Origin of the sequence: Methylobacterium indicum, from assembly GCF_001043895.1 — a bacterium.
Classification (GTDB): domain Bacteria; phylum Pseudomonadota; class Alphaproteobacteria; order Rhizobiales; family Beijerinckiaceae; genus Methylobacterium; species Methylobacterium indicum.
Window position 1 is genome coordinate 17,890 of record NZ_JTHF01000127.1, and the last position, 15,370, is coordinate 33,259.

The 15,370-nt window shown below is 70.3% G+C and carries 13 protein-coding genes; 12 read left to right on the plus strand and 1 reads right to left on the minus strand.

Going from position 1 to position 15,370, the window contains the following annotated elements; all coding sequences use genetic code 11:
• The first annotated feature begins 202 nt into the window (after positions 1–202).
• The 11 genes from QR78_RS15740 (at position 203) to QR78_RS15790 (ending at position 12,876) form a co-directional block, all read left to right on the plus strand.
• A complete protein-coding gene (locus QR78_RS15740; RefSeq protein WP_048428487.1) occupies positions 203–409 on the plus strand; it encodes a hypothetical protein in 207 nt (68 codons plus the stop codon).
• A gap of 27 nt (positions 410–436) precedes the next feature.
• Positions 437–1,306, plus strand: coding sequence for a serine O-acetyltransferase (gene cysE / locus QR78_RS15745; protein ID WP_048428488.1), 870 nt, complete (start codon positions 437–439; stop codon positions 1,304–1,306).
• A 409-nt stretch (positions 1,307–1,715) separates the two neighbouring features.
• Positions 1,716–3,107: a family 2B encapsulin nanocompartment shell protein gene (locus QR78_RS36505; RefSeq protein ID WP_048428489.1), complete on the plus strand. Its 1,392-nt coding sequence runs from the start codon at positions 1,716–1,718 to the stop codon at positions 3,105–3,107.
• Entirely contained in the window at positions 3,094–5,028 is a 1,935-nt protein-coding gene (locus QR78_RS15755) for a family 2A encapsulin nanocompartment cargo protein cysteine desulfurase (protein ID WP_048428490.1), read from the plus strand. The genes QR78_RS36505 and QR78_RS15755 overlap by 14 nt, the downstream gene beginning before the upstream one ends.
• A 96-nt stretch (positions 5,029–5,124) precedes the next feature.
• Positions 5,125–5,556: a VOC family protein gene (locus tag QR78_RS15760; protein ID WP_048428491.1), complete on the plus strand. Its 432-nt coding sequence runs from the start codon at positions 5,125–5,127 to the stop codon at positions 5,554–5,556.
• Positions 5,557–5,747: 191 nt separating this feature from the next.
• Positions 5,748–6,608, plus strand: coding sequence for an ABC transporter permease subunit (locus QR78_RS15765; protein WP_082171684.1), 861 nt, complete (start codon positions 5,748–5,750; stop codon positions 6,606–6,608).
• A complete protein-coding gene (locus QR78_RS15770; RefSeq protein WP_082171683.1) occupies positions 6,605–7,300 on the plus strand; it encodes an ABC transporter ATP-binding protein in 696 nt (231 codons plus the stop codon). The genes QR78_RS15765 and QR78_RS15770 overlap by 4 nt, the downstream gene beginning before the upstream one ends.
• Positions 7,301–7,328: 28 nt before the next feature.
• Positions 7,329–8,342 (plus strand): NrtA/SsuA/CpmA family ABC transporter substrate-binding protein, encoded by a 1,014-nt coding sequence (locus tag QR78_RS15775; RefSeq protein ID WP_048428492.1) that lies wholly within the window; start codon positions 7,329–7,331, stop codon positions 8,340–8,342.
• 35 nt (positions 8,343–8,377) lie between these two features.
• Positions 8,378–9,742, plus strand: a complete 1,365-nt coding sequence (locus QR78_RS15780) for an NtaA/DmoA family FMN-dependent monooxygenase (RefSeq protein WP_048428493.1) — start codon at positions 8,378–8,380, stop codon at positions 9,740–9,742.
• 10 nt (positions 9,743–9,752) lie between these two features.
• Entirely contained in the window at positions 9,753–10,997 is a 1,245-nt protein-coding gene (locus QR78_RS15785; RefSeq protein ID WP_053220945.1) for an acyl-CoA dehydrogenase family protein, read from the plus strand.
• 292 nt (positions 10,998–11,289) lie between these two features.
• Positions 11,290–12,876: a rhodanese-like domain-containing protein gene (locus QR78_RS15790; RefSeq protein WP_048428494.1), complete on the plus strand. Its 1,587-nt coding sequence runs from the start codon at positions 11,290–11,292 to the stop codon at positions 12,874–12,876.
• A gap of 60 nt (positions 12,877–12,936) precedes the next feature.
• Here QR78_RS15790 and QR78_RS15795 read toward each other — a convergent pair whose 3' ends face one another.
• Positions 12,937–14,160 carry an acyl-CoA dehydrogenase family protein gene (locus QR78_RS15795; RefSeq protein ID WP_048428495.1) on the minus strand — a complete coding sequence of 408 codons (1,224 nt, stop codon included), beginning with the start codon at positions 14,158–14,160 and terminating at the stop codon, positions 12,937–12,939.
• Between the two features lie 332 nt (positions 14,161–14,492).
• On the opposite strand from QR78_RS15795, the gene QR78_RS15800 reads away from it, so the two are divergent.
• On the plus strand, positions 14,493–15,365 hold the full coding sequence (locus tag QR78_RS15800) for a MetQ/NlpA family ABC transporter substrate-binding protein (RefSeq protein ID WP_048428496.1): 873 nt from the start codon (positions 14,493–14,495) through the stop codon (positions 15,363–15,365).
• Positions 15,366–15,370 lie beyond the last annotated feature (5 nt).

Here is a 15,370-nt window from a genome sequence, read left to right on the forward strand (position 1 = left end):
ACAGCTGAACAAGGCTTGCGGCCCACGGTATTTTCGTAGAATATCAATTGAAATCAACAGCTTAGCGAAGCAAATGCTCTTGTCTGCGCCGTTCGCGATCATGGCCTTCTCCGGCCTGGCCGGAAACGAGGGAGGTTCTTCCCACCCGGTGGCCCGCGGCGCACGGCAGGCCTCTTTGCAAGACCCATCGGAGGATCACGCCATGGCTTCAGCGACGATGGCCCGGGGCGACGAGGTGGTGTTCGACCGGCTCGACCTCGCGGATGCGTTGGGGATCTGGCGCAACGCCAAGGGGCGGGTCGTCGGCATCCACGGCCAGAACGGCCGCACGCCGACCATCGACGTCGCGTTCGACGGCCACGAGACCCTTCGGCGCTACCTGCCGGACCTCTTCCGGCGCGTGCAGTAATCGTCTGTCACGGAGGTTCCCCTCGACATGGATTCGGTCCTGCCGCCCGCCCTGCGGGCGAGCGCCTCCGCGTTCCGTCCCACTCCCTTGCGGGTGACGAGCCACAGCACGACGGAGGCCGACCTCTGGGCCGAGCTGCGCGCCGAGGCGGAGGCGGCCCTGATCGAGGAGCCGCTCTATGCCGGGATCATCCAGGCGACGATCCTCGACCAGCGGGGTCTCGCCCAGGCGCTGGCCTACCGCCTCGCCCACCGGCTCGGGGACGGCGACCTCGCCCGGCTGGCGATGCGCGACCTGTGCCTCGCCGCCTTCGAAGCCGACCCGCAGGCCGGCGCCCACGCGGTGCGCGACCTGATCGCGATCCGCGAGCGCGACCCGACCTGCCGGCGCTATCTCGACCCGTTCCTGTTCTACAAGGGGCTGGCCGCCCTCGAAGGCTACAGGGTGGCGCACTGGCTGTGGCACCAGGGCCGGATGACGCTGGCCCTCCACGTCCAGAGCCGGATCTCGGAGGTGTTCGGCTGCGACATCCACCCGGCGGCCCGGATCGGCTCGGGCGTGTTCATCGACCACGCCACCGGGGTCGTCATCGGCGAGACCACGGTGATCGCCGACGACGTGTCGATCCTGCAAGCGGTGACGCTCGGCGGCAATGGCAAGGAGAGCGGCGACCGGCACCCCAAGATCGAACGCGGGGTGCTGCTCAGCGTCGGCGCCAAGGTGCTCGGCAATATCCGGGTCGGGGAAGGCGCCAAGGTCGCGGCCGCGGCGGTGGTGCTCCACGAGGTTCCGCCCCACACCACCGTGGCGGGCGTGCCGGCCCGGGTGGTCTCGCGCATCCCACGCAACGAGGAGCCGGCCCTGACCATGGATCAGTTCTTCGGCGACGGGATCTGACCGGCGTCGAGAAGTCTGTTCCGGAGACGGTTCGTCGCGCGGGCGCGGCAAGACCACGATCGTCTAGAATTAGATTCTCCATCCTTTGCAAAAAGGAGATTATTTTTATTTTTTAGATTACGATAGGAAAATCTGAATACATTTGTACATAGATAAACAGAAAAATATTCTATTGACCCCCGCGCCCGACAACCGGTATCGCTACGTCAGCGAGACGGCAGAACGGTTTGGCACTCCTCAGTGACCGCCGCGCTCGCTGATGTAGAGATGCTGCGCCGGGCAAGACCGTCGACCGACGATGTCTTGCTACGACTTGCCGTCCTGTGAGGGTGGCGATGATTGCCGGCGTCTCTCTGTGCGCAATGCCGGGCCGCGATCAGGTCCTACGGCAACACGGAGACGAAACACGATGAGCGGACCGGGTTTGAGCGTCAGCGCCTCAGCCGCACGCAACCTTGCCACCGCGACCGTCACCTCGGTCCAGAATGCGGCCAACACGCCGCGCTTCCTGCTGCGGCTCCTGCCCTTCGTCGACGTCGCCGGCGGCGTCTACCGGGTCAACCGCCGCGCCGTCGTGCTGGCGAAGGCCGGCCGCATCGACCTCGCGACCGAGGGCGACACCCGTTCGGTCAAGGCCGGATCCCTGCGCGCCGTGCCGCTGTTCAGCCGTCTCGGGGACGCCGAACTGGCGGCTTTGGCGGGCAAGTTCACGCAGAGCCGCCACCAGGCCGGCGAGGTCATCGCCGAGGAGGGCTCGACCGGGCGCAGCCTCGTCGTGGTCGCCGACGGCACCGTCGAGCTGACCCTGTCGGGCCCCTACAAGGGCCGCCTGCGCCAGGGGCTCGCCACCCGCGGCGACCATTTCGGCGACGGCGACCTCGTCGGCGAGCCCGGCCCCGCCCCGGCCGTCAAGGCGCTCTCGGCGGTGACCCTGCTCACCCTCGACCGCGCGGCGATCGAGGACGAGGCGATCGCCTCGCGCATCGCCCAGCACCGCGAGGAGCGCGACCGGCTGAAGGGCCACACCAATTCCCACGGCGAGCAGGGTATCGAATTGCTGGCGGTCCATGCCGGCGAACCGCGCCTGCCGACCACCTTCGTCGATTACGAGATCGATCCGCGCGAGTACCACCTCTCGACGATCCAGACGATCCTCAACACCCATACCCGCGTCACCGACCTCTACTCCAACGAGATCGATCAGCTGCGCGAGCAGATCCGCCTCACGGTCGATGCCGTGAAGGAGCGCGAGGAGTGGGAACTGCTGAACAACTCGCAGTTCGGCCTGCTCCACGAGGTGGCGCCGCGCCAGCGCATCCCGACCCGCGGCGGCCCGCCGACCCCGGACGACCTCGACGAGCTGCTGACCCTGGTGTGGAAGAAGCCCGCCTTCTTCGTCGCCCATCCCCGCGCCATCGCGGCCTTCGGCCGGGAGGCGACCCGGCGCGGCGTGCCGCCGGTGGTGGTCCACCTGTTCGGCGCGCCGTTCATCACCTGGCGCGGCGTGCCGCTCGTCCCCAGCGACAAGCTGCCGATCGACATCGACCCGGTGACCGGGGCCCAGACCACGTCGATCCTGCTGCTCCGCGTCGGCGAGGGCGAGCAGGGCGTGGTCGGCCTGCACAAGTCGGGCGTGACCGGCGAGATCGAGCCCGGCCTGTCGGTGCGCTACATGGGCACCAACGACCACTCGATCGCCTCGCACCTCGTGACCCGCTACTTCTCGGCCGCGGTGCTGGTCGAGGACGCGATCGCCCGTCTCGATAACGTGCTGCTCGGCAACTACCATGACTACGCCTGAGGTCGGCTTCCCCTCCGGGACGCCGGCCGAGCTCGCCCATGCGGATCTCGTCGGGCGCCTCGCCCGCGAGATCTACGGGCAGGGTCAGGCCGCCAGCGCCCCCGTCGCGCCGGCTTTGCCGGCGGGACCTCAGGTCCCGCAGGCGCTCGACGCGTTCCCCTCCGCTCCGGCTTCGGCCGGGGCCACCCCGTCGGGCATCGAGCCCGGCCTCTCGGCCCTCGGCGCCCGCTCCTTCGGGGCGCCGCCGGTCGGCCTGCCGGGCGTGAGCGGTCCGTCAGTCGCCAAGCCGCTCGGCGCCAATTCAGGCCCTGCCAGCGCGAACGTCCTCGATCTCGGCGCCATCGCGCCGGTGCATCCGCTGAGCGACCCGCTGCGCCCCAAAAGCCTGCCGGAATACGCGGTGCCGAGCCTCGCCGAGGTCGCCGCCGGCCTGCCCGGCGGCACCGACCTCTACCGGCAGATCGCCGCCGACCATCCGCGCGCCACCGCCTTCGCGCAGGCGGTGGCGCCGGCGCTGTTTTCGGCGGATCCGGTGCGGGCCGGCGGGACCGTGGTGCCGTCCACCCCCTCGGCGGAGTCCGATTATTACTTCCTGAACCCAGCCCCGGCGCGCGGCGGCAAGCCAGCGGCCCGGCCGCGGGTCGAGCCGTCGCGGCACGACGGCCCGGCCCCGCGGGCGCTCGCCCTCGGTTCGAGCCCGGTTGCGGCGCCCTTCGACGTCGAGCGCGTGCGCCGGGATTTTCCGGCCCTGCACCAGAGCGTCAACGGCCACCGGCTGGTCTGGCTCGACAACGCCGCCACCACCCACAAGCCGCAGAGCGTCATCGACGCGACATCCGAGTTCTACGGCCGCCACAACTCGAACATCCACCGGGCCGCCCACACGCTGGCGGCCCGCGCCACCGACCTGTTCGAGGGCGGCCGCGAAAAAACCCGCCGCTTCCTCAACGCGCCGAGCAAGGACGACATCGTCTTCCTGCGCGGCACCACCGAGGGCATCAACCTCGTCGCCAACTCGTATGGCCGGGCCCATATCGGCCCGGGCGACGAGATCATCGTCTCGACGATCGAGCACCACGCCAACATCGTGCCCTGGCAGTTGCTGGCGCAAGCCACCGGGGCGACGATCCGGGTGATCCCGGTCAACGACCGCGGCGAGATCATCTTCGAGCAATACGCCGCCCTTCTCTCGGGCCGCACGAAGATCGTCTCGGTGACCCACGTCGCCAACGCGCTCGGCACGGTGAACCCGATCGCTGAGATCATCGCGCTCGCCCATGCCTACGGCGTGCCGGTGCTGGTCGATGCCGCGCAATCGACTCCGCACATCCCCATCGACGTGCAGGCGCTCGACGCCGATTTCCTGGTCTTCTCCGGCCACAAGGTGTTCGGGCCGACCGGCATCGGCGCGCTCTACGGCAAGAGCCACCTGCTGGAAGCGATGCCGCCGTGGCAGGGCGGCGGCCACATGATCGAGGACGTCACCTTCACGCGGACCGTCTACAAGGGCGCGCCGGAAAAATTCGAGGCCGGCACCCCGGACATCGCCGGCGCCGTGGGGCTCGGGGCCGCCCTCGACTACCTGGAAGGCGTCGGCCTTCCGGGCATCGCCGCCTACGAGCACGACCTGCTGGACTATGCCCAGGAGGGGTTGTCCGAGGTGAAGGGCCTGCGCCTGATCGGAACGGCGCGGGAGAAGGCGAGCGTGATGTCGTTCGTGATCGACGGGTACGAGAACGAGACGGTCGCCCACCATCTCGACCGGCACGGCATCGCGGTGCGCTCGGGCCACCATTGCGCCCTGCCGGCATTGCGCCGCTTCGGCGTCGACCAGTCGATCCGGGCCTCGCTCGCCTTCTACAACACCCGCGAGGACGTCGACGTGTTCCTCAAGGCGCTGCACACCCTGCCGCGGCGCTGAGGCGTCGCGTCGCCCGGTCGCTCGCGCGGCGACCGGGCGACGCTCCGGGGCGCGATGCGAGACCATCGCCGATCCTCGACAGCGAAAGGTGCGGCCATGACCGGGAATCTCTACCGCAGCCCGATGTATCGCCGTGTGAACGACACGCGGGGCAGGCCGACCCGGACCTTGATACGCGTGTTCGTTTCGCCGGGATCCCTCCCGGCCACGATCGCATACTACGAGCGGCTGCAGGGGCTCGCGCACGATGCCTTCTTCCCGTTTCCGCAAGTCGGCCTCTACCTCGCGATGGTCGGCTCGTTCCTGATCATCGAAGGCTCCAACGAAGACCTCGCCCCGTTCCGGCAGACGACGGGAACGCTTTTGGTCGATGACGCCGAGCCGTACTACGCCAGGTTCCTGGCCGAGGGCGCGGAGATCCTTTGGCCGATTCGCGACGTTCCCACCGGCCGGGCGTTCAATGTCCGCCATCCCGACGGCAGCGTCATCGAGTACGTCCACCACCGGCCCGATCGCGAGGGGCGCTGACGCAAACGGGCCAGCTGTCGCGGGCTCGCCGGGCGGCAACTCGTCGCTCCACGATGCCAAAGGCCGACCTCTCCTCTCGCTTTTAGTTTACAAAATCGATCTACTAAGTTACCAGTACGCCATGTTCGGGTGCGGCCGACAGGCCGCAAGCCGCGCTGGTCGCCGAGGGCGCAGGCGCGAAGCGAGGTTCCATGGCAATCGACTTGTCCACCCGGGCGCCTCGGACCGTGCCGAGCGGATATCGGGCAGGACACCTCGCAAGGGGCCCACGGTCCTGGAGCGCGCGCGAGCTGCTCGTCCTGTCCTGGCTCGCGCCCCTCCTGTTCGCCCTGGCCTGGGAGGCCGTGTGCCGGTTCGGCGGCATGAACGAGCAGGTCATGCCGGCCCCGAGCGCGGTGCTCGCCACCGCCTGGACCCTCGTCAAGGACGGCTCGCTGTTCGTGCATCTCGGCTACAGCCTGCTGCGCGCCGCGACCGGCTTCCTCATCGGCGGCGGCATCGGCTTCGGGCTCGGCCTCATCGTCGGCTTCTCGCGCCTCGCCGAGGCGCTGCTCGACCGCTCGATCCAGATGATCCGGGCGATCCCCTTCCTCGCGCTGCTGCCGCTCGTCATCGTGTGGTTCGGCGTCGACGAGGCCGGCAAGATCTTCCTCGTCTCGCTCGGCGTACTCTTCCCGATCTACATCAACACCGTGCTCGGCATCCGCCAGGTCGACCCGAAGCTTCTCGAGGTCGCGAAGGTCACGGGGCTCAGCCTGCGCGGGCGCATCACCAAGATCATCCTGCCCGGCGCGATGCCGTCGATCCTGACGGGCGTGCGCTACGCGCTCGCCGTCGCCTGGCTGGCCCTCGTCATCGCCGAGACCATCGCCACCACGAAGGGCATCGGCTTCCTGGCGATGGACGCGCGCGAGTTCCTGCAGACCAACGTCATCGTGCTGACCATCGTCATCTATGCGGCGATCGGCGTGATCGCCGACGGGATCGCCCGGGCCCTGGAGCGCCGGCTGCTCGCCTGGCACCCGAACTACGCCAGGGAGGAACGCCGATGAGCGCCGCCGTCACCGTCCGGGCCTTGCGCCGCCGCTACGGCGAGCGGGTCGTCATCGAGGGCCTGGATCTGCGGATCGAGACCGGCGAGTTCGTCGCCATGCTCGGCGAGAGCGGCTGCGGCAAGACCACGTTGCTGCGGGCGCTCGCCGGCCTCGACCCGGTCGACGGGGGTCGGATCGACGGCCCGGCCCAGCCGGCGGTGGTGTTCCAGGAGCACCGGCTTTTGCCCTGGGCCCCGCTCTGGCAGAATGTCGCCCTCGGGATCGAGACGCCGGAGGCGAAGCCCCAGGCGGTCGCGGCCCTGCGCGAGGTGGGGCTGGCCGGTCGCGAGAACGATTGGCCGCGCAACCTCTCGGGCGGGCAGTCCCAGCGGGTGGCGCTCGCCCGCGCCCTCGTGCGCGAGCCGCGGCTCCTGCTCCTCGACGAGCCCTTCGCGGCCCTCGACGCGCTGACCCGCATCAAGATGCACGCGCTGATCAAGGACCTGGTAGCCCGCCACCGTCCCGGCGTCCTCCTCGTCACCCACGACGTCGACGAGGCCATCGCCATTGCCGACCGCATCCTGGTGATGCGGGCTGGCCGGATCGCCGCCTCCTACGACGTCGCGGCCGAGACCGAGGCCGGATCCGATCGCCTCCGCGGCAAGCTCCTCGGCGAACTCGGCGTCACGCTCCACGACCGCGCCGCCTGATCCCCAGAACATACAGGACGTCCTCGTCATGACCCGCTCAGACGTTCCCGGTCTCGACCGGCGCCGGCTCATCCAGGGCGCCGGGCTGGCGCTCGGAGCCGCCACCCTCGGCCTCGACCCGGCCCGGGCGCAGGGCCCCGGCACTCCCGGGACCCGCAACACCGACACCGTCCGCCTCGGCTGGGGACGCGGCGGCCTGCCGCTGATCGCCCGCGAGCGCGGGGAGTTCGAGAAGGGCCTTGCCGACCAGGGCATCACGGTGAAATGGGTCGGCCCGTTTCCCAACCACGCGCCCTCGCTGCAGGCCGTGGTCGGCGGCAGCGCCGATTTCGGCTTCTGGGGCAGCACCACCCCGGCGCTCGCCGCCATCATCGCCGGCTCGCCCCTCGTCTTCACCAATTACAACGTCTACGCGCCGCGCTCGACCGCGATCATCGTCAAGAAGAAGTCCGGCATCGACTCGGTCAAGGACCTCGCCGGCAAGAAGGTGGCGGTGAACCGCTCGGGGCTGGGCGAGTTCCTGCTGGTCGCGGCGCTCGAGAAGCACGGCGTCGACCGCAAGAGTGTCGAGTTCGTGTACCTCAACCCGCCGGACGCCTCGCCGGCCTTCGGCCAGGGCCGGGTCGATGCCTGGTCGATGTGGACCCCCGCGGTCGACATCGCCCGCGACCTCTACGACGCCAAAAACATCTTCTTCGAGGGCACCGACCTCGATTTCCTGATCGACTACTCGTCCCTCGTCAGCTTGCGCGACTTCACCACCAAGAATTCCGCCGTCGTGCGCGCGGTGATCGACGCCTATGGCCGCGAGGGACGGTGGATCAGCGACAACCCGGTCGAGGCCGAGACCATCGCCCAGAAGGAGGGCAAGTACGGCGACGCGGTGCGCGACCACCTCGCCGGGCTCAAGCGCCAGAACCGCTTCTACGAGGCCGACGACGCCGTCTTCCTCGCCGGCTTCCAGAAGGCGGCCGACTGGCTCGCCGACCGGGCGATCCTGCCGAAGCGGGTCAAGGTCGCCGACCATTCCGTCCGGGTCTGACCCAACTCCTCCCCTTCTCCGCCCGGAGCGCGCCCATGCCCTCTCCAAAACCCGTCCGCCTCGGCGTCAACGTCCTCGCCTCCGGGCGCCACGACGCCGCCTGGAAGACGTTTTCGGACCCGGCCTCGTTGTCCACCGACATCGACGCCTTCCTGCGCATCGCCAGGGTGGCGGAGAAGGGCAAGATCGACGCGCTCTTCCTCGCCGACGGGCCCGGCGGCCTCGTCGACGAGGCCTTGCACCGGCCCTGGCGCGCCCTCGACCCGGTAACGCTGCTCGCCGCCCTGTCGCAGGCCACCAGCCATATCGGCCTCGTCGCCACGACCTCGACGATCTTCGGCCATCCTTACGCGGTCGCCCGCCAGATCGCCTCGCTCGACCACATCAGCAAGGGCCGGGCGGCCTGGAACATCATCACCAGCCAGACCCCGGTGGCGCTCGCCGCCTACGGGCTTCCGCACGGCTTCGACCAGGACGAGCGCTACCGGCGCGCCACCGAGTTCGTCGAGATCGTCACCGGCCTGTGGGATTCCCTGCCCCGGGAGGCGGTCGTCGCCGACCGCGACCGTCACGTCTTCGTGGACAAGGCGCGGGTTCGACCCATCGCCATCGAGGGTCGCCACTTCAGCGCCCGCGGCGCGTTGTCGGCCCCGGTCGGGCCGCAGGGGCGGCCGGTGATCTTCCAGGCCGGCCAGTCGGAGGACAGCAAGGCCTTCGGGGCGCGGTATGCCGACGCCCTGTTCACCGGCCAGCGCCTGATCGGGCCCGCGAAGAAATTCTACGCCGACGTGAAGGCGCTCGCCCGCAGCCACGGCCGCGATCCCGACCAGCTCCTCGTCATGCCGGGCCTGTTTCCGATCGTCGGCAGCACGGAAGCGGAGGCCCTGCGGCGCAAGGCCGATCTCGATGCCGGCCTCGACATCGCGTTCCTGCGGGCCGAGCTCGCCCGGCACTTCGCCCTCGATCCCGACGACCTGCCCCTCGACGCCCCCCTGCCCTACGCGCTCATCGAGGCGGCGGAGCCGCGCGTGCCGATCGCCTCGCGCTGGCCGCGCAAGCAGATCCTCGCCGAGGCGGTCGAGCACGGCTGGACGGTGCGCCAGGCCGCGCTCAGCAACATCGTCGGTGGCCACCGGATGATCGTCGGCCCGCCGGAGGTCATCGCCGCCGACATCCTGCACTGGCTCGATAGCGGCGCGGCCGACGGGTTCAACCTCAACATCGACGTCCAGACGAGCGGGCTCGAGGACATCGTCGACGCGGTGCTGCCGCTGCTGCGCAAGGCAGGGCGGTTCCGCGACGAGTATACCGGCCGGACCCTGCGCCACCATCTCGGCCTCGATCCCTACCTCGACCCGCGCGACGCCGCGCCCCTGCCCCGCACCGGCACCGGCCGATAGGAGTTCCGCGATGATCCAGGGACGGACCCCCGATCCGGCCGCCGCCACGCGGCCGGACTGGAGCCCCATCACGCGCCGCCTCGACCTCGACGCGCTCTTCTCAGGGTTCGCCGAGGGCGCGGCCGCCCGCGACGTCGCGCGCCGCCCGATCGTCGCCGAGACGGCGGCGCTGAAGGCGCGCGGCTTCGGCGCGGTGCGGCTCTCCCGCGAGGCGGGGGGCGCCGGCGTGAGCCTGCCAGAATTGTTCGCGCTCGCCCGCGACCTCGCCAGCGCCGATCCCAACATCGCCCACGTCTTCCGCAACCACTTCTTCGCTATCGAGCAGCACCGCAAAACGCCCGACGCCCCCTTCTCGGCCCGCATCCTGGCGCTGGCGGGCGAGGGCCGGATGTTCGGCAACGCCGTCTCCGAGGCCGGCGGAGGACCGGCCGGCAGCCGCAACCAGGTGCCGGGCGCGCGGCTCACGCGCGACGGCAACGGCTACCGGGTCTCAGGCCGCAAGATCTACTCGACGGGCAACCTCTACGCCGATCACCTCTTCGCCTCGGCTTTGGACGAGACGAGCGGGCGGACCGTGCAGTTCCTGGTCTCGACCAAGGCGCCGGGCGTGACCCTCGACGACGACTGGACCGGCTTCGGCCAGAAGCTCACCGGCTCGGGGACCACGGTGTTCGAGGACGTGGCGGTGTCGCCAGGGGATCTGTTCGCGCTGCCGGAGCGGGCCGAGGGCGGGCCGCATCTCTACGGCTTCACCTTCCACCAGGTCTACCTGACGGTGGTGATCTCCGGCATCGTCACCCGCATCCTCCAGGACGCCCTGGCGCTGGTCCGGGGCCGGTCGCGCAACTACTACCACGCGCTCGCCGAGCACCCCTCGCACGAGCCCGAGATCCAGGCGGTGATCGGCCGCATCGCCGCCCACCGGGCCGCGATCCTCGCTGTGACCGACCGGGCGGTCGACGCGCTCGATCGTGCCTGGGCGCGGGCGGCGGAGCCCGACGCCGAAGCACTGTCGATCGCCGCCAGCATCGCGGCGGCCGAGGCCAAGATCGTGACCGACGAGGTCGCGGCGACGCTGGCGAGCCTGCTCCTCGACGTCGGCAGCGGCAGCGCCGTCGCGACCGAGCGGGCGCTGGACCGCCACTGGCGCAACCTGAAGGTCATCGCCGCGCACAACCCGCGGATCTACAAGGAGCGGGTGGTCGGCGACCACTACCTCAACGGTGCCCTGCCCCCGACCGGGGCGTTCTTCTGAAGTTTCAGTATTCCCCTCACCGAAAACTGCACCCGGCATCCTACCCGCGCACCTCATCCTGAGGTGTTAGCCGATCAAGGATCGGCCGACCTCGAAGGAGGGCCCCAGAAGTCTCGCGATTCCTGGAGCCCTCCTTCGAGGCCCACTGATGTGGGCACCTCAGGATGAGGCCGTGGGCGGGATTCGGGATCGAAACCGCGTACAGACCGCTCACGTTGCTCGCCCGGACGATGCCAGTCCCGCCGGACGGCCTGGATCGCCGTCGATCACGCCACCACGAGACCCCGACTCCATGACCAGGACCATCACCGCGCGAGAGCTTCGCGCCCACTGGGCCGAGGGCCGCGAGATCGCTCTCCTCGACGTGCGCGAGGAGGGTCCGTTCGCCGAGGCGCATCCGCTCTTCGCCCTCAGCGTGCCGGTGAGCGAGATCGAGACGAGCCTGCCGGCCCTGGTGCCTCGCCTCTCGGCCCCGATCGTGGTCTACGATGCCGGTGAGGGCTACGCCGCGCGGGCAGCCAGGCGCATCACGGCGCTCGGCTACCGCGACGTCGCGGTCCTGGAAGGCGGGCTCCAGGCCTATGCTCGCATCGGCGAGGTCTATCGCGATGTCAACGTGCCCTCGAAGGCCTTCGGCGAACTGGTCGAGGCGATCCGGCACACGCCGTCCCTGCCGGCGGCCGAAATCCGGCGCATCCTCGACGAGGAGACGGACGTGGTGGTGGTCGATGCCCGCCGCTTCGAGGAATTCTCGACCATGAGCATCCCGGGCGGGCGCAGCCTGCCGGGCGGTGAACTCGTCTATCGCATCCGCGAGGCCGCTCCCTCCCCCGACACCCTGGTGGTCGTCAATTGCGCCGGGCGGACCCGCAGCATCATCGGCACCCAGAGCCTGGTGAATGCCGGCCTGCCGAACCGCGTCGTGGCGTTGCGCAACGGCACGATCGGCTGGACCCTGGAAGGGTTTTCCCTGGCGACGCGCCGCACCGAGCAGGTCGCACCGCCGTCCGAGGAGACGCGCGCCTGGGCCCGCGAGCGCGCGGCAGCATGGGCCACCCATGTCGGGGTGACGGTGATCGGGGCGGAGGATCTGGCCCGGTTCCGCGCCGAGGCCGAGACGCGCACGCTCTACACCCTCGACGTGCGCGACCCCGCCGAGCACGCAATCGGCCACCCGGCGGGCTTCGCCTCGGCACCGGGCGGGCAGCTCGTCCAGGCGACCGACGAATGGCTCGGCGTGCGCGGCGCCCGCGTCGTGCTCTACGACGACGACGGCGTGCGCGCCCGGATGGCGGCGTCCTGGCTCGTCCAGATGGGGTGGGACGCCAGCGTCCTGGCGGAGGGTGTGGCACTTCCCGATGCCTTCCCGGTGCCGGCCTCCCCCCGAGTGCTCCCTCCGGCGGAAGCCGCGCTGACGCCGGACGACCTCGCGGGCCTGACCGACGCGACCATCGTCGATCTCGCCCGCAGCCCGGCCTATCGCCGCGGCCACGTCCCGGGCGCCTGGCACGTTTCCGGGCCGGCGCTGGCCCGCGATCTCGCCGCCCTGCCGGGCGACGGCCCGATCGTCCTGACGTCACCGGATGGGCGGGTCGCGGCGGCCAATCTCATGGATGCGCGAAGAGCGACGACCCGCCCGGTGCTGCTGCTGGCCGGCGGCACCCGGGCATGGACGGAATCGGGGCGACCGCTCGTGACGGACGGGCGCTTCGTGTCGGAGCCGATCGACGTCTACAAGCGGCCCTACGAGGGCACCGACAACGCCCGGGCCGCCATGCAGGGCTACATCGACTGGGAGTTGCAGCTCGTGGCCCAGCTCGCCAATGACGGGATTGCGCGGTTCCACGTCGCCCGTGCGCCCGACGCGCCGCGGGCGTAGCCGACCGACGCCCGCCCCCGCAGCCCGTCGCGCCCGTGACCGGGCGCGACGACGGGCGTCTCACGCCTCGCCGACGCGATACTGCCGCGGCGGGGCCGCGCCGTTGACGGCGAAGTCGCCGACGGTGCGGTCGCGGTAGATGCGGGGGTTGTGCGTCGCGATGGTGCGGGCGTTGCGCCAGTGCCGGTCGAGGGCGAGACCGCGCCGGGTCGACGACGCGCCGAGCGCGTCGAAGAGCTGCGTCGTGGCGTCGAGCACCAGCCCGGTCACCACCGTCACCGCCTGGTTGACCTCGACATCGGCCACCGTCGCGGCGACGGCCGCCCCCTCCGCGTCCCCGGCCCGATCGGCCTCCCACACGCGCTGAAGCGCCTCCGCCGCCTTGAGCGCGATGGCGCCGGCAGCATAAGCCGCACCGCGCACCCGGCCGACCACCTGGAGCACCTGCGGGTCGTCGGCGGTGCGGGCGGCATTGCCGTGGCTGTAGACACGGGTGCGCTCGGCGACGAGGCGGGCGACGTCGCCGGCCGCAGCCCGGCCGATTCCGGCCAGCGTCGCGAGGTGGACGAGCTGGTAGAATGCCACGGCGTAGCGGAACCGGCCGGGATCCGGGTTCACCCAGGCCGCCTCCACGTCGACGCCAGTGAACTTGGCGGTGCCGCTCGCGGTCAGGGCCTGGCCGAAGCCGTCCCAGTCGTCCAGCACCTCGACCCCGGCGGCGCGCCGCGGCACCGCGGCGCCGACCGGCTGGCCGGCCTCGTCCACCGCCGCGAGGTGGATCCAGTCGGCGAAGAGCGAGCCGGTGGTGTAGAACTTGGTACCGTCGAGGACGTAGGCGTCGCCGCGCCGCTTGAGCACGGTCTCGAAGCTGCCGACCTTGGCGGTACCGGTTTCCGACACGCCGCTGCCGACCGTCTCGCGCGCGGCGATCCGTGGCAGCCACTGGCGGCGCCAGTCCGGATAGGGTGAGTTCAGCACGTCCTCGGTGAAGCCGAAATGCGCCCGCAGCGCGTTCGTGATGTTGGGATCGCCCTCGGACAGCTCGATCAGGAGCCCGAACAGCTCCGGCAGGCTCGCGCCGTGCCCGCCCTCCTCGGGCGGCAGTCGCAGGGTGGTGAAACCCGCCTCCTTCAGCGCCGCGAGTTCGGCGTGGGGCAGGCGTCGGTCGTGGTCGCGCGCGGGCGCTCCCGCTCGGATCTCGCGAAACACCGGCCGGAAGCGCTCGGCCAGATCCTCGTAGCGGGCGCTCGGGCCTGCACCCCACCCGGCCTGGATCTGCGTCATGACGGTCGTCCCATCCTCTCGGCCGGCGCTTCCCATTCGGGGCCCCGTCACGCCGAACTCTGTGCCGACGCCCTCCACATCCGTTCTTTTAAGAGAACGAACTGCGGGCGATCGGCCCTGCGATAGGGACCTTTTCGCCGGAAGTGGCGCGCCAGACAAGCATTCATGGCCGATTGCCCGCGCATTCTGGTGTATTCGAAACAATCATGCTGCGTCTGGGCGACTACGAAGAAGCCTTCCTCCGATCTTGTAGTTCTACAAAAAGAACATTCTCGTTGACAGGGACCGGGGCACGGCCGAGCCTGTCGCCTCTCCCCTCACCGGACCTCACGATGACCGCCGATCCGCCCTCACACCGTCCGCGCGGCCGTTCCCTCGTTGCCGCTCTTCTCGGGCTGGTTGCCCTGCTCGCGACCGCCGCCGCTCCGGCCCTCGCCCAATCGGGCACCCCCATCAAGGCGTCGATCGAGAAGCGCGACCTGCGGGTCGGCTTCACGCCGGGGCCCTACGAGGACGCGTTCAAGGCCGGTGCCGCGCCTGTCCTTGGCGCGCAGGGCTACCGCATCGCCTACGCCCATTTCAGCACCGGGCTCGAGGTCAACAAGGCGGTGGCCTTCGACGAGATCGACGCCAACGTGATGCAGCACAGCGTCTACCTGAAGGCCTATAACGAGCGGAACGGCACCGATCTCGTCGGCATCGTGCAGGTGCCGACGCCGCCGATGGGGCTCTACTCGCGCAAGCACAAGACGCTCTCGGCCGTGCGCCCAGGCGCGACCGTCGCGGTGCCGAACGATCCGGTGAACCTGGAGCGGGCGCTCAAGATCCTGCGCGATGCCGGCTGGATCGGGCTCAAAGCCAACGCCAACCCGGTCGACGTCACCGAACTCGACGTGATCGCGAATCCGAGCGGCATCCGCATCGTGCCGCTGGAGGCCGCCCAGGCGCCGCGCGCCCTCGACGACGTCGATTTCGCGGCAATCCAGGGCAACTTCGCGATCTTCAGCGGCCTCAAGCTCACCGAGGCCCTGGCGCTCGAAAAGATGACCGCGCCGTACATCAACGTGGTGGCGGTCCGCCGGGGACAGGCGGAGACGCCGTGGGCGAAAGCCATCGTAGCGGCCTACCGCTCGGACGCGTTCCAGGCGGCGATCCGAGCCGACCGCTTCTACGACGGCTTCACCCTGCCGGACTATTTCCGCTGACCCCG